Source organism: Methylomonas montana (genome assembly GCF_030490285.1).
GTDB lineage: Bacteria > Pseudomonadota > Gammaproteobacteria > Methylococcales > Methylomonadaceae > Methylomonas > Methylomonas montana.
Genome location: NZ_CP129884.1, coordinates 1,672,417 through 1,698,724, shown reverse-complemented (window position 1 = coordinate 1,698,724; position 26,308 = coordinate 1,672,417). Strand labels below are relative to the sequence as shown.

The 26,308-nt window shown below is 50.8% G+C and carries 21 protein-coding genes and 3 tRNA genes; 2 read left to right on the top strand and 22 right to left on the bottom strand.

The window, feature by feature from the left end:
* Window positions 1-68: 68 nt before the first annotated feature.
* The 4 genes from QZJ86_RS07955 to QZJ86_RS07940 are packed head-to-tail and all read right to left on the bottom strand — an operon-like array spanning window position 69 to window position 1,792.
* Window positions 69-332: a GIY-YIG nuclease family protein gene (locus QZJ86_RS07955; RefSeq protein WP_301937945.1), complete on the bottom strand. Its 264-nt coding sequence runs from the start codon at window positions 330-332 to the stop codon at window positions 69-71.
* A gap of 7 nt (window positions 333-339) precedes the next feature.
* Complete coding sequence (locus QZJ86_RS07950) at window positions 340-615, bottom strand: hypothetical protein (RefSeq protein WP_301937944.1); 276 nt, start codon at window positions 613-615, stop codon at window positions 340-342.
* Between the two features lie 21 nt (window positions 616-636).
* On the bottom strand, window positions 637-1,077 hold the full coding sequence (rnhA, locus tag QZJ86_RS07945; protein ID WP_301937943.1) for a ribonuclease HI: 441 nt from the start codon (window positions 1,075-1,077) through the stop codon (window positions 637-639).
* Window positions 1,070-1,792, bottom strand: coding sequence for a class I SAM-dependent methyltransferase (locus tag QZJ86_RS07940; protein WP_301937942.1), 723 nt, complete (start codon window positions 1,790-1,792; stop codon window positions 1,070-1,072). The genes rnhA and QZJ86_RS07940 overlap by 8 nt, the downstream gene beginning before the upstream one ends.
* Window positions 1,793-1,878: 86 nt before the next feature.
* On the opposite strand from QZJ86_RS07940, the gene QZJ86_RS07935 reads away from it, so the two are divergent.
* Window positions 1,879-3,474: a lytic transglycosylase gene (locus QZJ86_RS07935; protein WP_301937939.1), complete on the top strand. Its 1,596-nt coding sequence runs from the start codon at window positions 1,879-1,881 to the stop codon at window positions 3,472-3,474.
* Between the two features lie 291 nt (window positions 3,475-3,765).
* On the opposite strand, the gene QZJ86_RS07930 is transcribed toward QZJ86_RS07935, so the two are convergent.
* From QZJ86_RS07930 to QZJ86_RS07910, 5 genes are all read right to left on the bottom strand, one after another.
* Window positions 3,766-3,841: transfer RNA gene (locus tag QZJ86_RS07930), tRNA-Glu, on the bottom strand.
* A 73-nt stretch (window positions 3,842-3,914) separates the two neighbouring features.
* A tRNA-Glu gene (locus QZJ86_RS07925) sits at window positions 3,915-3,990 on the bottom strand.
* Window positions 3,991-4,010: 20 nt separating this feature from the next.
* Window positions 4,011-4,086 (bottom strand) — tRNA-Ala (locus QZJ86_RS07920).
* A gap of 41 nt (window positions 4,087-4,127) precedes the next feature.
* Entirely contained in the window at window positions 4,128-5,534 is a 1,407-nt protein-coding gene (gene gltX, locus QZJ86_RS07915) for a glutamate--tRNA ligase (protein WP_301937937.1), read from the bottom strand.
* A gap of 7 nt (window positions 5,535-5,541) precedes the next feature.
* A complete protein-coding gene (locus QZJ86_RS07910; RefSeq protein ID WP_301937935.1) occupies window positions 5,542-6,135 on the bottom strand; it encodes a tetratricopeptide repeat protein in 594 nt (197 codons plus the stop codon).
* Between the two features lie 16 nt (window positions 6,136-6,151).
* On the opposite strand from QZJ86_RS07910, the gene QZJ86_RS07905 reads away from it, so the two are divergent.
* Window positions 6,152-7,339 carry an OmpA family protein gene (locus QZJ86_RS07905; RefSeq protein ID WP_301937932.1) on the top strand — a complete coding sequence of 396 codons (1,188 nt, stop codon included), beginning with the start codon at window positions 6,152-6,154 and terminating at the stop codon, window positions 7,337-7,339.
* A gap of 102 nt (window positions 7,340-7,441) precedes the next feature.
* On the opposite strand, the gene dnaE is transcribed toward QZJ86_RS07905, so the two are convergent.
* From dnaE to QZJ86_RS07840, 13 genes are all read right to left on the bottom strand, one after another.
* Entirely contained in the window at window positions 7,442-10,930 is a 3,489-nt protein-coding gene (dnaE, locus tag QZJ86_RS07900) for a DNA polymerase III subunit alpha (protein WP_301937930.1), read from the bottom strand.
* A gap of 6 nt (window positions 10,931-10,936) precedes the next feature.
* Window positions 10,937-11,527, bottom strand: a complete 591-nt coding sequence (rnhB, locus tag QZJ86_RS07895; protein ID WP_301937928.1) for a ribonuclease HII — start codon at window positions 11,525-11,527, stop codon at window positions 10,937-10,939.
* A complete protein-coding gene (lpxA, locus tag QZJ86_RS07890) occupies window positions 11,502-12,272 on the bottom strand; it encodes an acyl-ACP--UDP-N-acetylglucosamine O-acyltransferase (RefSeq protein WP_301937926.1) in 771 nt (256 codons plus the stop codon). The genes rnhB and lpxA overlap by 26 nt, the downstream gene beginning before the upstream one ends.
* On the bottom strand, window positions 12,273-12,716 hold the full coding sequence (fabZ, locus tag QZJ86_RS07885; RefSeq protein ID WP_301937924.1) for a 3-hydroxyacyl-ACP dehydratase FabZ: 444 nt from the start codon (window positions 12,714-12,716) through the stop codon (window positions 12,273-12,275). It abuts the gene before it with no gap.
* 110 nt (window positions 12,717-12,826) lie between these two features.
* Window positions 12,827-13,327 carry an OmpH family outer membrane protein gene (locus QZJ86_RS07880; protein ID WP_301937923.1) on the bottom strand — a complete coding sequence of 167 codons (501 nt, stop codon included), beginning with the start codon at window positions 13,325-13,327 and terminating at the stop codon, window positions 12,827-12,829.
* Between the two features lie 83 nt (window positions 13,328-13,410).
* Window positions 13,411-15,720, bottom strand: a complete 2,310-nt coding sequence (gene bamA / locus QZJ86_RS07875; protein ID WP_407081643.1) for an outer membrane protein assembly factor BamA — start codon at window positions 15,718-15,720, stop codon at window positions 13,411-13,413.
* 204 nt (window positions 15,721-15,924) lie between these two features.
* A complete protein-coding gene (locus tag QZJ86_RS07870) occupies window positions 15,925-17,223 on the bottom strand; it encodes an NAD(P)/FAD-dependent oxidoreductase (protein ID WP_301937922.1) in 1,299 nt (432 codons plus the stop codon).
* Complete coding sequence (locus tag QZJ86_RS07865; protein ID WP_301937920.1) at window positions 17,223-17,516, bottom strand: c-type cytochrome; 294 nt, start codon at window positions 17,514-17,516, stop codon at window positions 17,223-17,225. The genes QZJ86_RS07870 and QZJ86_RS07865 overlap by 1 nt, the downstream gene beginning before the upstream one ends.
* Window positions 17,517-17,521: 5 nt before the next feature.
* Window positions 17,522-18,265 (bottom strand): 23S rRNA (guanosine(2251)-2'-O)-methyltransferase RlmB, encoded by a 744-nt coding sequence (gene rlmB, locus QZJ86_RS07860; protein WP_301937918.1) that lies wholly within the window; start codon window positions 18,263-18,265, stop codon window positions 17,522-17,524.
* A complete protein-coding gene (gene rnr, locus QZJ86_RS07855; RefSeq protein WP_301937916.1) occupies window positions 18,262-20,586 on the bottom strand; it encodes a ribonuclease R in 2,325 nt (774 codons plus the stop codon). The genes rlmB and rnr overlap by 4 nt, the downstream gene beginning before the upstream one ends.
* A 62-nt stretch (window positions 20,587-20,648) precedes the next feature.
* Window positions 20,649-22,241 (bottom strand): hypothetical protein, encoded by a 1,593-nt coding sequence (locus QZJ86_RS07850; RefSeq protein ID WP_301937914.1) that lies wholly within the window; start codon window positions 22,239-22,241, stop codon window positions 20,649-20,651.
* 569 nt (window positions 22,242-22,810) lie between these two features.
* A complete protein-coding gene (locus QZJ86_RS07845; protein ID WP_301937913.1) occupies window positions 22,811-23,257 on the bottom strand; it encodes a hypothetical protein in 447 nt (148 codons plus the stop codon).
* Window positions 23,258-23,351: 94 nt separating this feature from the next.
* On the bottom strand, window positions 23,352-26,294 hold the full coding sequence (locus tag QZJ86_RS07840) for a DUF748 domain-containing protein (protein ID WP_301937912.1): 2,943 nt from the start codon (window positions 26,292-26,294) through the stop codon (window positions 23,352-23,354).
* Window positions 26,295-26,308: the final 14 nt, after the last annotated feature.

Genomic DNA, 26,308 nt, shown 5'->3' with positions numbered 1-26,308 from the left:
TACAACAACTAATGCAAATCATTCTCATGAACATCCGCATTTCACAAACCCTACGCCATCATTTGCCATTAATTCATTACCAATGGACAGGCAGCGATCAGCTGCAATTTCTCATTGCGCTTCATTTTTTTAATCAGCGCTTCGCGGCGACTCGCAGAGACCCGGTCATGACCGGTCTCGACAAAGACCAACTGACTTGGCCGACGACTTCTGAAATATTTTGCACCCTGTCGACCAACATGTTGCTGAAAACGCCGCTCTACATCGGTGCTGATACCCGTGTACAAACTACCGTCATCGCATTGAATGATATAGACCGACCAGGCTGCCATCGGCCTTTTAATCAGCTGATTTGTTCAGCCAACCGTTCAGCAGTACCGCAGCCAGCACACCGAATCCGATATAGGCGTAGCGAACGATAAAAATGAGTGCGGCGCTCTGGTTATGACTTGCCATATCCTTGATACTCGGCGTAACTACCAGCGTCCATAGCAAGGCCGCCAAAAAATAGACCACCACGCCGGATACTGCCCATGACACCGCCGGGCGTCCCGAGCGTGCAGCCGTATGGTAGAACCAGATACCGACTAAAGCCGCTGCTATCGAACCTAACATGATATTTCCTATGCTCTTGTTTCAGGAGCGAGGCAGTTGCTCGATCCCCTCATTGGCCAGTTGGTCGGCGCGCTCGTTACCTACATCCCCAGCGTGGCCTTTGACCCATATCCAATCGATATTATGACGTTGAATGGCGGTATCCAAGCGCCGCCACAGATCTTCGTTTTTGACCGGCTTGTTCGCCGCGGTTTTCCATGCCCGCTTTTTCCAGTTAACCAACCATTCGGTGATACCTTGCAGCACATATTTGGAGTCGGTGTGCAGTCTAATGCTGCACGGTTTGGTTAAGGTTTCCAAAGCCTGAATCGCCGCCATCAATTCCATCCGGTTATTGGTGGTTTCGGTTTCACCGCCGTACAACTCTTTTTCATAAGCCTTATATTCCATGCGCACGCCCCATCCTCCTGGACCGGGATTACCCTTGCATGCGCCATCCGTATAAATAATTACTTCAGTCATGACCTTCCGATTTATGTAATCTCGATTCCAAACTTAATCCAGCCGTGGCCAGATTGGCTTTACGGCGCTGTACCGCCGATAAAGGAATCAAAGTATATTGCCTTTTAACCGCTTTGACGCCGTAAGCCATTGCAAACAAAGACCCCAAACAGAACTGGAATTTGCCATGGGCGATGGTATAGCTGTCAAGGCCGAATTCGGCCGTCGTTAATAATTCAAAATTCATCAATTTCAACCAATCCAAGACCCGTACCTTGGTAATGAAATGCGCCCGCCAAGAATCGGCAAGCTTCCTATCCCATAAGAATTGAAAGCGCACCGAGAGGCTAAACGGATTGAAATTCAACATCACCAATTCGCCGCCCGGCTTTAAGACCCGATTAACTTCACGCAAAGTTTGGAAACGCCGCGCATCGAACTCCAACATGTGCGGCAGTATTATCAAATCCATCGACTCGGTTTGAATCGGCAAGTTGAATGCTTTGGCAGTGACTTTCAGGGCGTTGCCATCGCCCTCTCCCTTACCGTCCAGAATAAGATAATTCTGATATAAGGAAAAATCGACGAACTCGTTTTCCCAACCCAAGCCGCCGATCTGTAATTGTTGTTGCTTACAGCTGACGGTAATCGACCGCTTTAAATAGCTGGCCTCCATGGTTTGCAGTAACTTACCCCGTGGGGTTTGGTACAACGCAAATAGAAATTCTCTTTTCATTTATCCGCCCGCTAAGGGTATGTTTTTTTGGCTATTTCGGAAAGCCATGCTAGCATCTAATTTTTTTATTTTAGCGAGTTCAGACAATGCCCCGCTCAATTTCTAAAAAATCAGGCCGTCATCTGTCTTATCTACTGCCGATTTTGCTGGTTACCGGCTGTAGCCAACAAGCTCAAAAAGACCACCTGACTCAGTCTTCGACTAGCAAGTTTTCCGTATTTACGCGGAATGGCAATGGCGGTAATCACAACAAAAAACAAGCGGAAGTAAAAGAACATCCCACTATTTGGGACAGAATGCTGTCCTTGTACGCTTTACCGGAAATCGATAATGCCAGAATCGATCGCGAAGTAAATTGGTATCTTAAAAATCCGGAATATCTGACCCGGGTTCAACAGAGAGCGGAACCCTATTTGTATTTCATTCTGAATGAAATCGAAGCCAAAAACATTCCCGGCGAACTAGCTTTGCTGCCGGCCGTTGAAAGTGCATTCCGCCCCGATGCGATGTCTCCCGCCCAAGCCTCCGGTCTTTGGCAATTCATCCCGCCGACCGGACGCCTATACGGTTTAAAACAAAATAGTTGGTACGACGCTCGTCGTGGCGTAGTCGAATCCACTCAAGCCGCTACCACCTTTCTGAAGGAATTGAGCGAAACCTTCAATAACGACTGGCTATTGGCCTTGGCCTCCTATAATGCAGGTAAAGGCAATATCAGGAATGCCGTGGATAAAAATGTGGAACGAGGCCAACCTACCGACTTTTGGTCGCTGGATTTGAATAACGAAACCTCAGCTTATGTGCCTAGACTGTTAGCCATCGCGAAAATTTTTGCTAATCCTGAAAAATACAACGTCAATCTGCAACAATTTGCCAACCAACCCTATTTCGAGCTGGTCGATGTCAAATCGCAAATAGACCTGGGTAAAGCGGCGGAAATGGCGCAGACACCGCTGGATCATTTTTTCAAATTGAATCCGGGATTCAACCGTTGGAGCACTGACCCGAACGGCCCCCATCACCTGTTAATCCCAGTCGATAAAGCCGATACTTTCAAAGAAAAATTGGCAGAACTGCCGTCTCAAGAAAGAATTAAATGGGAACACCACACCGTCGGCAGAAAGGAATCGCTGAAAACCATTGCCAAACGACACAATACCAGTGTTGAAGAAATTCAAAACATTAACCACCTCGACGACGAGATCGTTGCCGAAGGCAAAATCCTGCTGATTCCGGTGTCTTATCAGCCACTAAAAGGCGAATCCGCAACTGCTGTAGCCACAGCCACACAAGTGCAAACGCCTCCGCAGCCTCAATTCACCAAGCAGGTATACACCGTTAAGAAAGGCGATACGCTGTGGAATGTGGCCCAGCACTTTTCGGTCGATAAAGACGATATTTTGAGCTGGAACAAATTGCCCAACAAAGCCGCGTTAAAACCGGGTCAAAAACTCACTATTAAAAAGACCGGCGGAGCTATCACCGTTGCGTCCACAGCGCCTGCAATCAAGCAAATCAGCTATACCGTTAAATCCGGTGACACCTTGGCCCAGATCTCGAAGAAATTTAATGTCAACGTCACTGAATTGCGCAAATGGAACAATGTCCCCAAAAACAAGGCCGACATCAAACCAGGTTCAAAATTGAAAGTAATGATTGAAGCCGGCCACCCTTCCACCTAAAAACTCAAAGACCCATCGCGCCTTTAGCAACATTACTTGAGAGAGTGGATGTGGCTAGGGTTTAGATAGTCAGAACGCAAACCAACCCTATGCCAACGGCTTAGGGTTGGTTTATCGACCTACCTGCATTTTGATGTCAGATCCTTGACGAATTGGCAACACCAACACAAATTCAGCACGGCAAACAAATCGGCAAATATATGCGATTTCGCCAAAGACGAACTGAAGGATATATCGGGAAGACTACGAGATTGATCAGAAGCATCTAAAGTAAAACTACTTTAGATAAATTGGCGTCCCCAGGGGGGTTCGAACCCCCGTTACCGCCGTGAAAGGGCGGTGTCCTAGGCCACTAGACGATGGGGACTAAGGACTATTTGCAGAATACTCTGCTTATATACGTAATTTATTGTTATCAGCCTAAACTGATATTAGCCAATTGGCGTCCCCAGGGGGGTTCGAACCCCCGTTACCGCCGTGAAAGGGCGGTGTCCTAGGCCACTAGACGATGGGGACTAAGGACTAATCAACTAATTTGGTGGAGCCAAGCGGGATCGAACCGCTGACCTCTTGCATGCCATGCAAGCGCTCTCCCAGCTGAGCTATGGCCCCGTAGTTGAGTCCTCGTATTATACGCAGTTTCAGAACTTTGTCTATAAATTTTCTAAATTCTTTATATAGCCTATAGCCCGTTCTATTCTGCTCAGCGTTTTCTCTTTACCCAGTAGCGCTAAAGTCACGTCAATCGCCGGCGAGACTCCGCTGCCGCAGACCGCGACACGCAAGGGCTGCGCAACTTTACCGAGATTAAGTTGCAATTGCTCGGCGCTATCCAAGACAATCTGATGCAAGCCGGACGCCTCCCAATCGCTTGCCGCGCTAAATTGCGCGGCCAAATGTCCTAGTACAGCGTCAACACCCTGCTTGAAGTTTTTCTTGGCAGCCTTGTCTTCGTAAGCGTCGAACTCCCGATAGAAATATTCGCTTTCTGCAGCCATATCCACCAGCGTTTTGCAGCGCTCCCGCTGGGCTTTCACCACATCGGCCAATGCCGGACCGTTTGTCGGGTCTATCCCCCGCTCACCCATATGCCAGGCCAAATGTCGAGCGACATGCTCCGGATCGCTATTCATGATGTACTGATGATTCAGCCACAACAATTTATCGGTATTAAACGTGGACGCCGAGACATTGACTTTTTCCAGTTCGAATAACGCCACCATTTCTTCCAAGGAAAACAGCTCCTGATCGCCATGCGACCAACCCAAGCGCACCAAATAATTCAGCAAGGCCTCGGGCAGAAAGCCGTCGTTGCGATACTGCATCACGCTAACCGCGCCGTGACGCTTGGATAAGCGCGCGCCATCAGCCCCCAAAATCATCGGCACATGCGCATAAACCGGCAATTGCGCACCCAGCACTTTTAGGATATTGATCTGCCGCGGTGTATTGTTCACATGATCGTCACCGCGTATCACATGAGTAACGCCCATATCCATATCGTCGACTACCACGGTCAGGTTATAAGTAGGCGTACCGTCGGAACGGGCGATGATCAGGTCATCCAACTCCTTATTCGCCACAACGATGCGACCCTTCACCAAATCCTCGATCACTACTTCACCTTGTTCAGGATTCTTGAAACGGACCACCCGCTCGCCTTGCGGATTCTCGACGCCATGCCGGCACTTGCCGTTGTAGCGGGGCTTCTCTTTATTGGCCATTTGCTGTTCGCGCAAGACATCCAATTCTTCGCGGCTGCAATAGCAATAATAGGCATCGCCCTGCTCCAGCAATTGTTGAATCACTTCTTTATACCGATCGAAGCGATGGGTTTGATAAAACGGCCCTTCGTCATATTCCAAGCCCAACCAGGTCATGCCCTCCAGAATTGCGTTCACCGACTCCTGAGTGGAGCGTTCGAGGTCGGTATCCTCTATCCGCAGAATAAAACGACCACCGTGTTTGCGCGCGTACAGCCATGAAAACAAGGCGGTTCTCGCGCCGCCAACATGTAGATAACCGGTGGGACTTGGAGCAAATCGGGTTCTGATACTCATTATTCAATTATTTGGTGGTTAAAAATTTTTTTGCATATTCCGTTGGAATCGAGCGCGCGGCACTCAATCGCATCGCTTGATAATTAAATTGCACGCTGCCTTGAGCGGCTTCGTTTTTACCTAAAATAGCCAGGGAGGTGCCATGACCTTGCGCCGCGGCTTTTTCATACCAGCGTGTCGCCTTGTCTCGGTCGCCTGTGACGCCAAGCCCCCTGTCGTACATCGCCCCCATGATCACCTGGGCATCGACCACGCCTTGATTGGCGGCTTTTTCCATCCATTCGGCGGCTTTTTGCTCGTCCTTATCAAAACCCTCTCGGCCCAGCAAATAAAGTGAAGCGAGCTTGGCTTGGGCCAGAGCATTTCCCTGCTCGGCCGATTCTTTTATACTTTCAGCCCAGGCAAAATTGGCCTGCCACAACAGAAAACAAAGAGTTAAAATCTTACGCATAACATTCTCCCCAAAAACGGATGGATAAATACCAGCCGGCATTATTTCACGGCATTCGAATAAGATGAATGAACTATAAAAAAATAAAGGATTAATGTTAGACTTGCCTATCAAGGCAAAGTAATCGGCCTTGCCGTTAAAGAATAACAATCAGGAGACCCCAGCTATGAGAAAGAACCTTTTATTCACGGCCACCTTGGCGGGTGCGCTATTATCAGGCTGCGCGACACAGTCTAGCAACACCTTCCAGGCATTCCAGCCCGAAGATTTAAATGCATTGGTGAAATCCGGAAAACTGGTACAAAAAACCAATAACTTCTTCGTCGTCAACGATTCATCTTCGTCGATGAGCCGCACCTACCTGAACTCCGCCGATTACAGCGGCACCAAGCTGGATGTAGAAAAAAACCTGTTGAATAAATTCAACAAATCGATTCCGTCTATCCCATTGACATCCGGCTTGCTGAGCTTTGGTTATGGCCCTTGCCTGTCTTGGAACTCGACTCATTTGAATCAAGCCGTACAAAATTACACACCTGCTGGCTTTGATAGCGCGATCGCGTCCCTGAATTGCTCTAGCGGCGGTACACCATTGGCAACCGCATTAACTGAATCCGGTCATGATATTAGCAATGCTGCCGGCAACATCGCGCTGATCGTACTGAGCGACGGTATTGAGGAATTTTCTCCCGCACCAGCCGCTGAAGCCTTGAAAGCCCAATACGGCGACAGACTGTGCATTTATACCGTATGGGTTGGCAACGACAACGACGCAGCCGGCCAAGCCACCTTGCAACAAATTTCCGACGCATCCGCCTGCGGTTTCTCAACCACCGCCGATAGCATCAAAGATGCACACGGCATGAGCGAATTCGTCAAAAACGTATTCTTCAAAGCTGGCACGCCAGCAGTTGTCGCGGATTGCTCAAAACTCGATGACGACAAAGACGGTGTCAACAACTGTGCCGACAAATGCCCCGACACCCCCAAAGGCGCCATCGTCGATAGAGACGGTTGCTGGGCGTTCCGCGGCCTGCTGTTCGATTTCGACAAAGCCAACGTCAAATCCAAATACGACCCACTGATCCAAAACGCCGTTGAGGTAATGAAGCTGAATCCCGGTCTGACCGTAGAAATTCAAGGCCACACCGACAGTTACGGCACCGACGCTTACAACCAAAAACTTTCCGAGCGCAGAGCCAATGCGGTAAAAGCCGAATTGATCAAACAAGGGGTAGACGGCAAACGTTTGACAGCGGCGGGCTTCGGCGAATCCAAACCGGTCGACACCAACGACACCGATGAAGGCCGCGCTTATAACCGTCGTGTCGAATACAAACGTACCGACAAGTAATCGCTGAACCATATCGTGGGTTTCCTGAACCCGCGATTTAATACTTGGGGAGGGCTTTAACCCTCCCTTTTTTATGTCTTGAACAAAACCCGATCACCGAACTCAATATCGGACTTGCACGGCCTCGACCGACAGCAACCGTCGTAAACGCGTCAACAACTCATCGGCGGGATGCACCCGCCAGTCGTCGCCCAATTGCAGACTGGCTTTCGCATCGGACTTTGCAAACTCGACGCTGATCGGACACAAACCGCCGCAAAACGGATTGAGAGTCTCCATTAGCTCGTCGACAAAAGAGCGTTCTGTCGGCCACTGCCGACAATCCCAATTCAAAACAATCGCCCTAGCAAACATTTCCCGTGCCTGCTCCATGCTGTAGAGCTTTTCGGCAGTCATGCGCAGACTATTGGTAAAGTCGTCCATTGCCAACGATCCTTCTGCAACCAACAAGGTGTCTTTCGCCAGCAAATTCCGATATTTGTCGAAAATGCCGCTAAACGCCGCCACTTCCAGTCGGCCGGTACGGTCGTCCAAGGTCGCAAAGCCCATCATCTTGCCTTGCTTTGTTTGCCGGGTACGCATTTCCACAACCAATCCTGCCACGCGGCCTTCCATCTTGCCCCTGGAGCGGCCGGCGTCGACTTCCAGGCTGGCCAGCGAACCGTAGGTAATATGCTTCAATTCCGGCAGATATTCGGCTATCGGATGACCGGTCAGAAACAAACCCAGAGTCTGCTTTTCCGCTTCCAGCTTTTCTTTTTCGGTCCACGGTTCGACGACGGTCGAATAGGCTTCCGCTTCGCCATCGCTGACTTCCACCTGCACCGCCAAACCGAATAGATCGTTTTGACCGGCCAGCGCCATTTTTCCGTGCTGTTCGGCGACTCTTAGCGCGGTGGTCAATTCGGCCAGATGTGCGGCACGATTGGGATCAATGCTATCCAAGGCGCCTGCCCTGATCAGAGCCTCCAAGACCCGGCGATTGACCTTACGCAAATCCACGCGCTTGCATAAGTCATACAAGCCGGCAAACGGGCCATTAGCATTGCGCTCTTTCAGCAAGTCTTCTATCGCATTTTCGCCGACGCCTTTGATCGCGCCGATGCCGTAAACGATCTGGCCTTGGTCGTTTACAGTAAAACGGAAATCGGAAATATTGATGTCCGGAGGACAGATATCCAGCTTCATTTCCCGACATTCGTCTATCAACACCACCACTTTATCGGTGTTATCCATATCCGACGACATCACCGCCGCCATGAACGCGGCAGGATAATGCGCCTTCAACCAAGCGGTTTGATAAGCGACCAGCGCGTAGGCAGCCGAGTGCGATTTGTTGAAACCATAGCCGGCAAACTTTTCCATCAGGTCGAAAACATAGGTGGCGATAGCTTCGTCGATCTGGTTTGCCACCGCACCCGACATAAATTTTTCGCGCTCCTTGGCCATCTCCTCCGGCTTTTTCTTACCCATCGCCCGTCGCAGCATGTCGGCGCCGCCCAAGGTATACATCGCCAATTCTCGGGCGATTTGCATCACCTGTTCCTGGTAGAGAATTACGCCATTGGTGGGTTTGAGGATCGGTTCCAACAAAGGATGGGCATACTCGGCCTTGGCGCCATGCTTGACGTTGATGTAGTCATCGACCATGCCCGATTCCAGCGGTCCGGGACGAAACAGTGCCACCAACGCGATGATGTCATCGAAGCAGTCCGGTTTCAGTTTTTTGATCAATTCCTTCATGCCGCGCGACTCCAGCTGGAACACCGCCGTGGTCTGAGCATTTTTCAGCAATTCGTAACTGGGCAGGTCGTCGCGCGGAATCTGACTGATGTCGACCGCTTCCTCGCCGCGCTGGGCGCGTTGGCGATTGATGGTCTGCAGCGCCCAATCGATAATGGTCAGGGTCCGCAAACCCAAGAAGTCAAACTTGACCAAGCCAACGGCTTCGACGTCATCCTTGTCGAACTGCGTGACTAGATTGCCGCCGCCCTGCTCGCAATACAGTGGACTGAAATCAGTCAACTTTGTTGGCGATATCACCACTCCGCCTGCGTGCTTGCCGGCATTACGGGAAATACCCTCCAGCGAACGCGCCATGTCGATCAGGGATTTGACCTCTTCCTCGGTATCGTACAAAGCTTTCAACTCGGCGCTGTCTTGCAGCGCCTTATCCAAGGTCATGCCGATTTCAAATGGAATCAATTTTGCCAGCCTATCCACGAAACCATAGGCATGCCCCATTACCCGGCCGACGTCGCGAATTACCGCCTTGGCCGCCATCGAGCCGTAAGTGATGATCTGGGAGACATGATCTCGGCCATAGTGGCGGGCTACGTAATCGATCACCTCGTCACGGCGATCCATACAAAAATCGATGTCGAAGTCGGGCATCGACACCCGCTCCGGATTCAAGAAGCGTTCGAACAGTAAATCGAATTCAATCGGATCCAGGTCGGTGATTTTCAACGCGTAAGCGACCAGCGAACCGGCCCCCGAACCCCGGCCCGGCCCGACCGGAATATCGTTGTTTTTGGCCCACTGGATGAAGTCCGCGACGATCATGAAATAACCGGGGAAACCCATCTGGGTAATCACGCCAAGCTCGGTTTCCAAACGCTGGTCGTAAACTTGGCGATTTTCCTCGAAACTGCCCTTGCCCACCGGCGGATGCTGTTGCAAGCGCTCTTCCAAACCTTGCCGCGATGCTTCCATAAACACCTGATCCAGCGTCATACCCTCGGGTACCGGAAAGTCCGGCAGATAGTTTTCGCCTAGCGTCAATTCAACATTGCAGCGCTTGGCTATTTCCACGCTGTTTTCCAGCGCTTCCGGAATATCGGCGAACAATTCGGCCATTTCCTCGGCACTGCGCAGATATTGCTGAGCGGTATAATTTTTCGGCCGGCGGCTGTCGTCCAGTACCCGGCCCTGATGGATGCAAACCCGCACTTCATGCGCATCGAAATCGTTCTTGCCGATGAAGCGCACGTCGTTGGTCGCCACTACCGGCAACTCCAGCTCGACAGCCAAATCCACCGCCAGTTTGATATAGCGCTCCTCATCGACTTTGCCGACCCGTTGCAACTCCAAATAAAAACTGTTCTCGAACAGACTCATCCAGTATTCGGCGCAGCTCTTGGCCTGTTCGGCGTTTTCCGCCAATAAAGCCATGCCCACATCGCCATCCATTGCTCCCGACAGAACGATCAATCCTTCATGGTTTTCGGCGATCCAGTCCTTCTGCAGCATCGGGATACCCTGATGCTGGCCTTGTTGGTAACCGAGAGAAATCAGCTCGGTCAGCGTCACATAGCCTTTTTTATTGCGGGCTAATAGCGTCAAGCGAAATGGTGAAGCAGGCTCATCGGGGTTGAATACCAGCACATCGGCGCCGATCAGCGGTTTGATGCCGGCGCCTTGCGCGGCTTTATAAAATTTAACCAGCGAGAATAGATTGCTTTGCTCGGTAATCGCCGCGGCCGGCATCGCGTATCCCGCCAGTTTCTTCACCAACGGCTTGATTCTGACGATACCGTCAACCAGCGAAAATTCGGTGTGGATACGAAGATGAACGAAACTCGGATTCATGGCTGCTTAAGCAAGATATTTCTTGACCGGTGCAAACGATTTTCGATGCTGCGGGGTGATGCCATATTGTTGCAGCGCTGCTAAATGCTGCTGAGTCGGATAGCCTTTATGAACGGCAAAATGATAGCCCGGATATAGCCTATCCAAAGTCTGCATTTCCTCGTCGCGCGCCACTTTGGCCAATATTGATGCGGCGGAGATCTCGGCAACCAATAAATCCCCTTGCACGATAGCTTCGCCAGGCATATCCAGTGCCGGTAAGCGATTGCCGTCCACCCTTACCCAATCGGGTTGACAAGGTAAATAAGCAACGGCGCGTTGCATTGCCACCATCGTCGCTTGCAAAATATTGATACGGTCGATTTCGCTGGCCTCGGCACGGGCGACGGCCCAACACCAAGCATTTGCCATGATATGTTCGGCCAGCCAGCGACGTTTTTTTTCGGTGAGTTTTTTGGAATCGGTCAAACCGGCGATCGGCTTGGCCGGATCGAGAATCACCGCAGCGGCGACCACCGGTCCGACTATGCAGCCTCGGCCAACTTCGTCGATACCGGCAATCCGTGAACAGTTATCGGAGGATGCCGCGTGTGACATTACGCAGGAAACTGACCATGTTGGACAGTTCGTTGCTTTCACCGGCCATGTCTTCCATTTCTTCGATAGCGTCTTCCAGACGCAGATTATTTTTGTAGAGGATCTTATAGGCTTTACGAATCTGCCTGATCACCTCCGGCGGTACGCCGTTGCGTTCCATGCCCACCGAGTTGATGCCATGCGGCCGGGTCGGCCTGCCGCCGACCATCACATACGGCGGAATATCCTGGGTAATCGCACTACCCATCGCCGAAAAACTGTATTCGCCTATCTGGGTGAACTGATGCACCAGCGTGAATCCGCCCAGAATCGAGTGATCTCCGAGATGTACATGGCCGGCAATCGAGGCACCGTTGGCCATGATGACGTTGTCGCCGATCACGCAATCATGGGCGACATGGGTATAAGCCATGAACAAATTGTCGCTGCCGATCAATGTTAGTCCTTGATCCTGCTGAGTGCCGCGGTGCATGGTGCAGAACTCGCGAATCACATTACGGTCGCCGATCTCCAGTCGAGTAATTTCGTCCGCGTATTTCTTGTCTTGCGGATCCTCGCCTATCGAGGTGAATTGATAGATGGTGTTGTCTTTACCGATTGCGGTCGGCCCTTTGATCACCACATGCGGACCGATCTCTGTGCCGGAATCGATTTGCACATCAGGACCGATAATCGAGAACGGACCGACTTTGACGTCGTCGGCCAGTTCGGCGTTGATATGTACAACGGCTCTAGGATCTATCATTTAAGCCGCCGAGGCCGCACACATGATCTGCGCGCTAGCGGCCAATTCGCCGTCCACTTCGGCTCGACAGTCGAACGACCAAAGATGCCGCTTGTGCTTGATATAAGTGATTTCCAAGCGCAGTTGATCGCCGGGCACGACTTGTCTTTTAAACCGGGCATTATCGATGCCAGCCAAATAATAAATCGTGCCTTTGCCCAGTTTGTCGTTGCTCTGCGAAGTCAACAGCGCAGTGGCTTGCGCCAGCGCTTCCATGATCAGCACACCTGGCATAATCGGCTGATTCGGGAAATGGCCTTGAAAAAACGGTTCGTTAAACGTGACGTTTTTCACAGCCGACAAGCGCACACCCGGTTCGCATTCAAGCACCTTGTCTACCAGCAGAAAAGGATAGCGGTGCGGCAATAATTCCTGAATTTGTAAAATATCGAGTGAGCCAGCCATGAGTTGTTTGTGCGATGAGGATTGGATAGCGGGAAGTCCATGCTTGCCGAACTTCCCTGCCTGTAAACGGTGAGTACTTTCCCGAATTCAGGAAAGCATCGGTGACGACTTTATTGCGACAATGTTTCCAGTTTTTGCTGAACTCGAGCGGTGACGTCGATTTGATCGTTGGCATAGATGACGCCGTCTGTCAGCAATAAATCGAAAGACTCTTCCTTCGCTAACGCTCTTACCGCTTCGACAATACGCTTTTGCAAATTGCCAAGCTCTTCGTTTCTGCGCATATTGAAGTCTTCGCTGAACTCCTGTTGCGCTCTGGCGGCATCGCGTTTTTTATCGAGAATGTCTTTTTCCAGTCTATGGCGCTCTTCTTCGCCCATCACCGCAGAGTCCTTACCAAGTTTGTCTTCCAGGTTTTTGATTTCTTTTTGCTGAGAAACCAATGCTTTATCGCGAGGTGAAAATTCGGTTTCCAAGCGGGTTTTTGCTTTTGCCGCTTGCGGCGCTTTTTCCAAAACCTTAGCCACATTGACAAAGCCGATTTTCAGCTCCGCATGGCTAACGCCAGCAAAAATCATCAGCATTAGAAACAAAGAAATTCTATTTTTCATGGTCAAAACCATCTCCGGTTAATATTTGAGTTTTTAAGACAGAACGCAACGGCGATTATAGGGTAAAAACGGCTCAAACTAAACTAAAATCCCGAACCGAAGGTGAACTGGAAGGCTTGAGTTCTATCGCCCTCTTCCGAATTAAGCGGTTGAGCGACACTAACGGCCAATGCCCCGAAGGGCGACAACCATTCGCCCGACAAACCCGCCGAATAACGGAAATACTTCTTCAGATCGCCTGTGTTCAGTCCCGGCGCCAGGGTACCGGCGTCAACGAACGAACCAATCCGCACCGATTTGACATCGCTTAAAAACGGCACCGGAAAAAACAGCTCGGCCTTGCCGATCAATTTAGTGGATCCGCCGATAGGCCTGTTGTAGGTGTTACTAGGGTTGAGCACGTTGGTATCGATACGGCCCAAGGTGTTTTGCATGAAGCCCCTGACATCCCCGGTACCGCCGGCGAAATAGTTTTCGAAAAACGGCAATCCCGCGCTGCCGCCGTAGCTACCGCCATGCGCTACCTCGCCCAACAAGCGGAAGGTGAAGTCGTTGGACAATGGAAAATAATGCTGCTGTTTATAACCAACCTTGAAATATTCCAAGTCGCTGCCCGGCACGGTAATCAAACCGGAAACCCGCTGTTGCCCGCCCTTGGTGGCAAAAGTCGCTCTATCCAAGGTATCGTGAGTCCAACCTGCCGAGGTGGACAGCGTCGTGAAACTATCGCCGTTATCTTGGATAAATTTAATGATGGTATCCGAAGACAAACTGGTCTGGGAAATACCGGTATGTTTTAGATCGATATCGAAACCGACCCGATCGAACTCGTTCAGCGGAATACCGAAATTGACGCCGGCATTGGCGATATTGGTGTTATAGCTGGCCAGGTTGGCCGCGTAAGCGTTACGGGAGGTATAACCCAGGTTGTAACCCAGCGCCACACCGTCCAGCGTGTAATAAGGATCGGAGAAACCCAGATTGTATCGTGTCAAAATACTGCTGTTATTGAAAGCAAAATCGACCCGTTTGCCGGTACCGAAGATATTGTCTTGCGACACGTTGGCATTAAAAATGATACCTTGCACCTGCGAATAACCGACCCCGGCCTGCAAGTTACCCGAAGCTTTTTCCTTGACCGTGTAATTGACATCGATCTGATCGGCGGAGCCGACAACCGGCGGGGTTTCCACGCCGACTTCCTCGAAATAACCCAATCTATCCAAACGGGTCTTGGTACGTTCGATCTTGCTGCTGGCCGCCCAGCTGGATTCCATCTGCCGAGCTTCGCGACGAATAACTTCGTCACGGGTTTTGGTGTTGCCTTTGACATTGATCCGCCGCACATAAACGCGTTTACCCGGATCGACGAAGAAAGTCATCGCCACGGTTTTTTGCGACTCGTTGATTTCCGGCACCATATTGACGTTTGCGAAGGTATAACCCTCGTCGCCCAAGCGATCAGAGATCGCTTTGGAGGTTTCGGTGGCGTTTTTCCGGGAAAAAATCTCGCCCGGCCCAACTTTGACCAGCTTGATCAAGTCTTCGGGCGGCACAATCAATTCGCCTGACAGCTTGACCTTATCCAGCATATACACATCGCCTTCCTTGACGTTGATCGTGATATAGATTTCCTTCTTGTCAGCGGTGATATCGACCTGAGTCGACTCGATGGAAAAGTTGATATAGCCGCGGTCCAGATAATACGAACGCAGCTTTTCCAAATCGGCGGACAATTTTTGCTTGGAGTACTGATCGTCTTTGGAATAAAAAGACAGGAAATTGGTGGTGCTTAATTCGAACTCTTTGCGCAATACATCGTTGGCAAACGATTTGCTGCCGACGACATTGATCTGCTTGATTTTTGCAACCCGGCCTTCGGAAATGTCGATATGAATGCCGACCCGATTGCGGGTCAATTCGGACACTTCTGTTTTGATTTTCAGGCCATATTTACCATGGCTGAAATATTGCCGGCGCAGCTCTTGTTCGACTTTATCGAGAATCTGCTTGTTGTAGACTTTGCCCTCCGCCAAGCCGATTTTCTTCAAAGCCTCGGTCAAGTCTTCTTTTTTAATATCCTTGTTGCCTTCGATGACCACCTTGGCAACCGAAGGCCGCTCGACGACGTTGACGACCAGCGTACCGCCGTCTCGTTCCAGGGAAATGTCCTTGAAAAATCCAGTGTTGAATAAGGCTCGGACCGCCGCGGCTTGTTTGTCTTCGGAAAAGGTTTCACCGACGTTAACCGGCAGATAGTTGTAGACGGTACCGGCGGAAATTCTTTGCAGGCCTTTGACCTGAATATCCTCAACTACAAAGCTACTGGCATGAGCGGCCTTGCCGGACAGCATACTCAGCAACAGTATTTGTAATAGCGGTTTTTTCTTCACGCAGTCAACCAAGGAAAATGAACAGGCGCGATTGTAACACGCAGTTTTCGGATTCCCGCGCCTTCCATGGTAAATACTCATTAATTTTGGCTGAAAAATTGCTTTCTTATTCAGTTTCAATTGCAAGGAAAAACAATTCAAAAAAAATTACAAAAAAATACCACAAACTATTGAAATAAATTGTTTTTAACTTAAAAAGTCAAATCAGCGAAAGGTATCGGCAACCAAGCTCCGATAAACTACACGCGCATAATCGGCTTCCAAGGCCGCCGCTTCATCGTCGCTCCGTACGCTGACGCCGCCTGCGCCTTTCACCGACATTATCGCGTTTACCGCATCCAACTTGTAAACGCCCGCAACCGAAATACCGTGCTCAGGGGTGATCAGGCTATAACAGGTATTTAGCCAATGCGGTTCCGCAACGGGTTTCTGATGAATCAAACTCGCCACCGCCAACGCGCAAGCCTTGGCTTCCGAATTAGCGGCAAATGCGGATTTAGGGATCGACGCATAATGAGCCGCATCGCCGATCACATGAATAAACTCATTGAACAGCGATTGTCCGGTCAACGGCCGAACCGGGCACCAGCCGCCGACATCGCTTAAGCCGCTCTGCACCGCGATGCCAGCGGCAGTTTGCGGCGGAATGATGTTCAACACATCGCCCCGAAATCGATCGCCGAATTCGCTAGTCAGCGTCCTACTCTGCCGGTTCAGTTCGAGCAAGGGATTATCCGCCAAGCTATGCCATTCGATCAGGCTATTGGCGGCGCCGTAGCCGTAATGTTTTATCCAGCCTGCTTCGAATAGCGCCTGCTTGGAAAAACTGCGTTTGGCATCGAGAATGATGATTTTCGAACGCGGCTTATGTTGTTTAAGCCAATAAGCCATCATGCTGGCCCGTTCATATGGGCCGGGCGGACATCGGTAAGGATCGGCCGGCACCGCCATCAGCACCACTCCACCGTCGGGCATCGCTTGCAGTTGCCGAGCCAACAGCAAGGTCTGCGGCCCGGCCTGCCAGGCATGCGGAAATAGTTGTGCGGTAACCTGGTCGTAACCGGCAATCGCATCCCAACGAAAATCGATGCCGGGCGACATAATCAAGCGGTCGTAAACGATACTTTGGCCGCTGGTCAAGCGCAGCCGCCGCCGCGCCGCGTCTACACTACTGACGCTATCGACGACCAATTCGATGCCGTACTTGTCTTGCAAAGCCAGATAATCGACTGTCAATTGGTCGAGATTGGTCAATCCAGCAAACAGCCAATTGCTCGCGGGACAGGTAATGTATTTAGCTTTAGGTTCGATCAGCGTGACCCGGATATTCGCATCCAGCAAACGCAAAGTTTTCGCCGCCGCCGCGCCGCCGAAACCGCCACCGACCACTACGACATGGGCTTTGGCACCGGTTAAGTTCGACAACCCAGCACAGCCACCGAGAACGCCCGCCCCCACGCCGGCAAGGCCTTGCAAAAAACGCCTTCTGGATAAACCGGCCATTAATCGCGGCTCAAATAATCGGCAACCGCCGCCAGTTCCTCATCGCTATAGCCTTTGGCGAGACGCGGCATTAGCGTGGCAGGCTTTCTGTCGTATTTAAAATCCAGCAAGGCTTGCTGGATTTGCTCTCTTGATAAAGTTTCCAGCGACGGAATCGATGTATCCACCGAAGCGGAGGAATCGGCATGACAATTCAGGCAATTAAAGGCTATGGCCTGGGCATCGATCTCGGCATGGATAACAGCGCCAAACAAACTAGCAGCCAGAGCCGCCGCATAGCAAATTCGCTTCATGCCGCTTAAGCAAGCTGTTTCTGCCGAAACACTTCGTACAACAGCACGCCGGCCGCGACCGAGACGTTCAAACTCTCCACCTGCCCTGCCATCGGAATTTTCACCAGAAAATCGCAATGCTGGCGGGTCAAGTGGCGCATGCCGGTGCCTTCCGTGCCCATCACAAGCGCTAACGGCATATCCAGTTTCATCTGAAATACCGTTTGTTCGGCTTCGCCGGCCGCACCCATGATCCAGATGTTTTGCTCTTTCAACCAACGCAACACCCGCGCCAGATTGGTGACTTGATAGACCGGCACCGTTTCCGCAGCCCCGCTGGCGACCTTGCAAACCGTCGGCGTGATGCCGGCGGCATTGTCCTTGGTGACGATCACGCCGTGCGCGCCGACCGCATCGGCGGTGCGTAGACAAGCGCCGAGATTATGCGGGTCTTGCACTTGATCCAGCACCAGATAAAACGGCGTGGCAGTCAACGCTTCGACATCCTGCTTGAGCTGATCTTCGCTGCGCATCGCCGGCAATTCCACCGCCACGACGATGCCTTGGTGATTCTTGCCGTCGGCCATCTTTTCGAGCTTTTTACGCTCGGTTTTTTCCGGATTGATGCCAAGCTTGACTAGATCATCAATCACTTGTTTCAGACGCACATCCTGCCGTTGATTATCGATCCAGGCACGGCGAATTTTTTGCGGCGAATAATCCAGCGCAGCTTGCACCGCGTGAATGCCGAACAATTGGGTTAAACTCATGAGCGACGACGTCTTTTAGCTTTTGGTTTGCCGGCGGGTTTCTTGGCTTGGTCGGCCTTGGCGGCTTTACTGGTGGATTCGGACTTTTTGCGGCCCGAGGACGACTTGGTTTTCGCGATTTTCTTGCCGGATTGTATCAACTCGAAATCGATTTTCTTGTCGTCCAGATTGACCCGCACCACGCGAATCTTCACCGTATCGCCCAAGCGATAACGCACGCCGGTGCGCTCGCCGTACAACTGATGCTTGCTGGCGTCGAAATTAAAATAGTCCTGTACCAAGGAGGCGATATGCACCAGGCCTTCCACGTAAATGGCCTGCAATTCAACGAAAAACCCAAAACCGGTGACGGCGGAAATCACGCCATCGAACTCTTCGCCAATCTTATCCATCATGTATTCGCACTTCAGCCAGTTCACGACATCGCGAGTCGCTTCGTCGGCGCGGCGTTCGTTAGCAGAACAATGCTCGCCCAGCAACACCATGTCGGGGTGCGTGTAATGAAAGCTATCTACTGTTTTACCGGCCAAACAATGGCGAATAGCCCGATGCACCAACAGATCCGGATAACGGCGGATTGGCGAAGTGAAATGTGCATAGGCATCCAGCGCCAGACCAAAATGGCCTTTATTTTCCGGGCTGTAAACCGCTTGCGACATGGAGCGCAACAAAATGGTCTGAATCAAATGCGCATCCGGACGTTCCCTGACCGACTCCAATAAATGCATGTAATCCAGCGGCGTAGGCTGGGCTTGGCCGCCCAAGAATAAACCCAGTTCGCCGAGAAAGGTCTTCAAGGCCAACAATTTTTCCGCGCCGGGGCCATCGTGGATACGCAGCAAGCGCGGCATTTTTTTCCGGTTTAGAAAGCGAGCCGCAGCCGTATTGGCGGTGATCATGAATTCTTCGATCAGCTTGTGAGCGTCGTTGCGTTGCAATGGCACGATTTCGGCAATTTTGCGCTCCGGCCCGAAAACGATCTTGGTTTCCTGGGTATCGAAATCCATCGCCCCGCGCAACTCGCGCTGATTGCGCATCACTTTGTATAAGCCATACAAGGTCTGCAGATGCGGCAACAAATCGGCATATTTTTTCGCCAGTTTCTGATCGCCGTCCACCAACATCCGCGCCACTTCGGTATAGGTCAAACGGGCGTGGGAACGCATCACCGCTTCGAAGAAACGCGAGCGTTGCACATTGCCTTCGTCGTTGATCAACAACTCGCAGACCATGCACAGCCGATCCACTTCCGGATTCAAAGAGCACAAACCGTTTGAGAGTATCTCTGGCAGCATCGGAATCACTTTTTCCGGGAAATACACCGAGGTGCTGCGATTTTTCGCTTCGCTATCCAAAGCGGTATCGACTTTCACATAATGCGAAACGTCGGCAATCGCCACCAGCAACTTCCAGCCTTTTGGGGTTTTCTGCGCGTAGACCGCATCGTCGAAATCGCGGGCATCTTCGCCGTCTATCGTCACCAAGGGCAGCTTGCGGATGTCTTCCCGGCCCTGCTTTGCGGACTCGGGCACTTGCGGCGTCAGCACCTTTATTTCTTGTAATAACTCGTCCGGCCACTGGTTCGGCAATTCGTAAGAGCGAATCGCCATTTCGATTTCCATGCCCGGCGCCATATGTGCACCCAACACTTCGGCAATGCGTCCCAAGGGCTGGCAATGCTGGCTAGGCTGCTGAATGATCTCGGCCACCACGATCTGGCCTTTCTTGGCGTTGCCGATGTCTTCCTTGGCAATCAGCACTTCATGATTGATTTTCTTGTTTTCGGGTACGACGTAAGCGACCCGGCCTTCGGTGAAGAAGCGCCCGACCACCTGATGGGTATTGCGCTCGCTGATTTCGATCACTGCCGCTTCCCGGCGCCCGCGTCTATCGATACCGGCTACTCTGGCGACCACTCGATCGTTGGGCATCAACGGTTTCATTTCCCGCGGCGACAAAAACAAATCCTCGCTACCGTCGTCAGGCTTCAAAAAACCGAAGCCTTCCGGATGGCCCAATACTCGGCCGGCAATGGTATTTTGCCCCGACCCGATGCTGTATTTTTGCCGACTATTGAAACTGAGTTGACCGTCACGCTCCATGGCCCGTAGGCGTCGGCGCAAGGCTTCCAGCGCATCGGGCGCTTCCAAGGAAAATTGCTGGGCGATTTGCTGGCGTCTTAAGGGCTTGCCGGCTTGTTGAATAAGCTGGAGGATTAGCTCGCGGCTGGGAATGGGATTCTCGTATTTTTCGGCCTCACGCTGAGCATGAGGATCGACGAGTGTTGAAAAATCAGGTGCCTGATCGGTATTTGATGTCATCGAATCTTTTTGTTGAGTTGTGCCGCCTATTCCGCCTTGGGAACGGCCGGCAATCGTATTTGTTATATAAAGTCATAGCCTTTTTTCTTACTCGTGGCCTGTGTCACTTCGTGCACTATCCGCCGGCATTCAAACTGCCAATACCCCAAGCCTATATTTTTTCTGCCATTCAAAATGATAGTGAAATTTTCATTTCCCATGAACATCCGGAGCAGATCGCCGTCTTTCAATCCGAAAGAATCCAGGATGATAAAGCTCTTTTCGCCTTCTTGATCCTTGGTGCCATAAATTAAGCCCTTTTTTCGTTCCGTATTCGCCGCAGCATCAACTGCCTGATACGCCACCGAAAAACACTGAGCGGCAATTACCATCACCTCGAAAATCAGCTTGCTGTCTTGTTTGGGCAACACAATTTTGCAGACCACGCCCAACGAGCGCTGCTGCAGCGACGCATCGGTTTTTCGGAAACTGACCAGACTGCCGATTGACAACACCCCTTCCCTTTCAAAACTACAGGACAAGGCCCGTTCTGAATCGGTCTGCGCCCGTATTTCCAAATCGACATCCGCATTGGGTATTTCGGTATCCAACAGATAATAGGTGGTTTCCAAACCAATAGCCACATACCTATCCAGTCGATCGCCAAAATATACAGTGCCTTGCTGCTCCTTGCCCTGCCAACGCTGCATCAGATAATCGAATAACTCGGCCGATAATTTTAGCTGACTGAGCTTATCAAGCTCCAGAGCACTGAAGCGCGCTTCGTCCTTGCTACAATACTTGTCGGCCTGCTTAAAAATTTTAGCCAGTTTGGTTAAATTGAGATAAAGCATGGCGGCATCGGAACGCCTATCGCTCTGTGCAGTATCAGCCAAGAAAGCCGGCGGCAAATCTTCATCCATCAAAATCGAACATTGCACGGCCTGACCGGCTACCGGTTTGCGTTCGATTTCCAATAAATCGTTGATTTTTTCGGCAAACCCATAAACCAGCTGAAACTCTTTCTGCATCAGGCCCGATGGATACGCCAAGCTCAGCAACAATATCTGTTTATAACTACCCTCAATCGACGATAGCTTGCTGAAAACACCGTTTTGGTCAGCCACTTTGGTATCGGCTTTACCCAATTTCACCGCAAGCTTATAAAGCGAATGCAGATCAATCCAGATCCAATCCGGCACCGGATAGCTCATCATGTAATGGGTGATGACTATACGACTCAAACCCTTGATGGTCCGTTGAATGGCCAAAGCCGTGCTCTTACCCTGCAGCCAGCCGATTTCGCGGCGCGTCAACTCTCGGGCCACACTCCAATAACCGATGGTAAATTGTCTTTCGATCGTGCAGGACAACCCAAATATCTTTTTCTCGACCTCCCCTTTCGGGAAGCCCGACCTGATCAAGCGCGAACGCAGATAATCGTCTATCGAAAAAAAGCTGTCCCTGAGCAACTCCAAGGCCTGCAAGCGTTTTGCCGCCGGCATTTCCACGGAAATCAATTCGGACAATAATTCATGAAATAGCCGTGCGGCCAAACCGGGATTGGCGGTAGGAAGCTCGGAAACCCATTGCCTAAGCGCATCATCGGTAAACGACGCTAGTAATTGCTTATCGTTTTTTTGTTCAGGAATAACCAGAAAAAAAGAGTTTTTCACACACAGTCCAAAATTTAAGAGAGCACGGCCAGGTACCCCATATCTGGCATACTACGCGAGTCTAAGGCGATAAATTGACGTATTTTCAAGATCAACAAAAACATTCCCCAATTTTAGCAATGAGTTCCGATTAAAACCGACATCTTTACATGCGATAACGAGCATCGCCAAGAAAAGTGCCTCGTCGTCCGCTAGCGGACTTTGTCATCCATTGAACGTCTTTTCTAAGTCGCCGATACCCTGACCATTTCATTGTCAGTATCCGACGCTACCGGCCTAGCTTGTTTGCCAAACAATTGTTATAGGGAAACCTCTAAAAATTCTCTCTCCCTCTGGGAGAGTATTAGGGTGATGGATTAAGTTGTTGATTTAATGCCCTCATCCCAACCTTCTCCCAGAGGGAGGAGGAGGTTATTTTGATTTTTAGAGATTCCCTTTAGATAAGCCACCACTTTCGGGTGATCGGCCGCCAGCCACTCACCGCAATCTCAATGGCCTGGCGATTTCTCACCGACCCAATATAGAACAAATTTCAAAAACCATTAGCAGAATACACGGGCTTAAGCCCTTCATCTGGGCGAAATATTCAACGCACCCAAGGTGACACCAATATCGATACCGCGCCCCTTACCGGACAGGACCAGGGAAATTTCGCCCCTCGTCAATACTTGCGCATCGACCGATTTAGTAGCGCCGGCATGCCCTTCCAAGGCAACAAAATTGCCATATATTTCATTCAGATTCCTAACCTCGGAAAATACGCCGGTGCCCTCTATCTCCGATTTACCGATGGTAAAACCGATACTTTTCGACGCAAGCGCCACCTGCGCGCGTTGGCCGTTACTGCAACTGATATTGCCGATACCATCATACTGCTTATAAACCAACGACCAGCCGCTGAGCTTGTAGGTCATGGTACACGACGTTAACGGTTGCGCTGCCGCCGGCAACGCGAATAACAGACCGCTAAAAGCTACGACTAGCTGCGGAATAAATTGAAAAAACTTGGTTCTCATGGGGATCTCCATCTTTTATAAACCTGTAAGACAAACCGATAAGTTCCTGCATCGGCACAGCGCACAATTATATTACAAACAGGCGAGCCGCCATTTACTGCGACGCGTTCAAGGATAAAACCGATGTAATACCGTCGGCTGTTTCGGCCTGGCTGAGTTCGGTAGCCAGAATATACACCCTATCTTTACTAATGCCGCCTGGCTCAGTCAGATACTGCGCAATATGGTTGGCTCTAGCAACTGCCAAATCGTTAAGGCGCTGCGGGTCTGGTGGAAAAACGCCTTCCAGTTTTTGCCGCGCCACCGTATAAAAATCGGCATTCGGATCGTTTTTAATCCGCGGCCTGCCCAACAATGAGCGATCCATATCCTGCGGGAACACTTCGCCAAAAAATTTCGCCAACAAACGTTTATAGTCGTCATCGGACAACTCGATGTACTCGTGACGGACTTTCTGGCCTTTATCGAGCAATTCACCCGACTTCATTTTTTTCAAGACGTCCTTCACCGCCTCTAAACGCATCGCTGGCCAATCCAGATTTTGATAGGCAATGCCTTTGACTTCCAAAGTCAACTCGGGTTTGCTGTCCAAGGCTTTTTTCAGTTGATCCAACTTGGCCGTTTCCTCGGCGACCAGCTCGGCGCTACCCGGCGCGAAGCTAACCGTGCTGAAATCTGTATCATCGCCCAACAACGAGGCTATCGCCTTGAATGGCGAAGTTGCTACTTTGGCTACCAGATTGACCAGAACATCGGCAATCAAGGAACCGATGCTGAATTTAGGATCCTCCAGACTACCCGTAATTGGAAAATCCAGATTGATCTTACCGTCGGTATCTTTCAACAAGGCGATGGCCAAATGCAGAGGCAACGATACAGCATTGGGATTTTCGATATGCTCACCCAAAGTCAATTGGTCGATAAACAGTTTATTCCGCACTTCTAGTTGCCGATGCTTGATCTTATACTGTAAATCAAGAGTCATCTGGCCTTTTTCGATTTTGTAGCCGGCAAATTCCGCCATATACGGGGTAATCAAAGGCAAAGGCATATTGGCAAAATTTAGGGTAATATCGGAATCTCCATTATCAAATTGGTATTTGCCTTTAATCCCCACCGTGGCCATATCATAAACCTTACCTTTCAGCACCAGCTTGGCCTCGGCATCTTTATCCGAGGAAAAACCGCTAACATCGCCATTTAAACTATTCATTTCCGCGACGAACGGCAAAATCAAGGAATAATCGGCAAAATCGGATTTTCCGTCCTTCAGTTCGATTTTACCGATGCTCACGCGCGACTCGCCGGATTTGCCCGACTCGGGTTTAGGCACCGATTTAGCAGTCGCTACTGTCTTGGCCGGTTTCTGCGACACCATGATGTCGTCGACATTGGTTTTGCCGTCTTTTTTGATGTTAAAGCGTAGGTAAGGCCGATCGAACATCACCTTGCCAATCTTGAAATCCTGTTTGGCTAAATCGATGTCGACGCCTATCAGCGCTAAATTGGCCCATTTTAGAAAATCTTTGTTTTTAGCCTGATCGCGGGTAATCAAGCCGTCGAGATTCGCTTCGCCCTGAAACGTCAGTTGCAATTGATCGGCAGCCGCCAATTGCAAGTTCCCCTTGCCGTTAAAGTCGCCGTCGACTAAATCCAGTTTCAGATACTGATCCAGATATGGCTGGAACACTTTCAGATTGACGCTCTTGATGTCTAAAGCCGCAATCGCGGCAAAGGGTTCCAGGCTCATCTCGCCGTCGATTTTCAAACTGCCGGATCGATTGAATCGGCTGCTGAATTGCACCGGCAATTTGCCATTTTCTTGATTATCGAATTTCTGCAATTTACAGTTCAGCTCGCTCAATTGCAGTTCGACCGGCTTTTTCAAGGTGAGGTCGGTAAAGTCGATTGCGTAATTGTTTAGTGCCAACTCATCAAGCTTAATCAGCCATGGCTTGACGACAGTTGCCGGCGGCGCCGAAGCAGTTTGAGCCGCCGCCGGCGCGGGGGAATCGCCGGCAAACAGTGCCTGGTAATTCAGCACACCGTCGGCTTGCAGCCAGGCTTTGATGACGGCATCGCTACTGGACAGCGAGGCAATGCCGACTTGTTGTTGATTGACATCGACGTTAATCCCGCCAATCGCCAAGGCCGGGACGCTTAGCAAACGCTTACCCTGATTTTTCTCGGTAATTTCCAGCTGCTTTATGTCGACATTGCCGTTGCTGACCGTGGTTAGCAAGCCATCCGGCGCTTCCGACAATGCGTAATCGACTTGCAAACCGAGCCGACCGTCGACGATCTGCATTGGCAAAATTTGTTGCAAAAACAATTGCCAGCCTCTTGCCAGGCTAATGTTTGCCAATGTCAGATGGCCTTTTGAAGCCAATGGCGCAATCGTAAAATCGCCGCGCCATTCGATCGTACCGCCCGACTCCAAACCCACATTCAGCTCGCCGACCGCATTGCTTGCCGCCTGGGTGCTAAGCTCGCTAAACGTCAAATTCAGCGGCAACAGGTTCTCCGACAACACTTGTCCGGTCGCGGCGTCCTGCCAGCCGATCCGTCCCTCTTTAATCGCGACTTGATGTATCAATAACGCCAAGCTGTCGCCACCGTTGTCCTGCGCTTCTGGTTCGGGCTCCGCCGGCTTAGCTAGTAACTCCGCAAAATTGAACATGCCATCGGCGCGGCGTTCGATATTAAACTGCGGTTTTAGCAACTCGATACCTTCCAAAACCATGCCGCCCAATTTCGCCGATTCGATGACATCCAGATCGATCACTAGACGCTCGAAGCCGAGCAAATTTTTGCCATCCGCGGCAGAAGACAAGGCAAAGCCTTCCAACTCCAATATGAAACTGAACGGGTTTAGACGAACCGATTTCAGCTGAGTTTGTTGCCCGGTTTTCTGCTGCAACACTACCGGTAGTTTGTTCACCGCGATATACGGCACCAAGTAGAACCCCAGCAAGGCATAGATGGCCAGCGCTGCCGCTACGATCCCTGCCGAAATCAGCATTTTTTTCCGGTTCATACTCATCATCAACC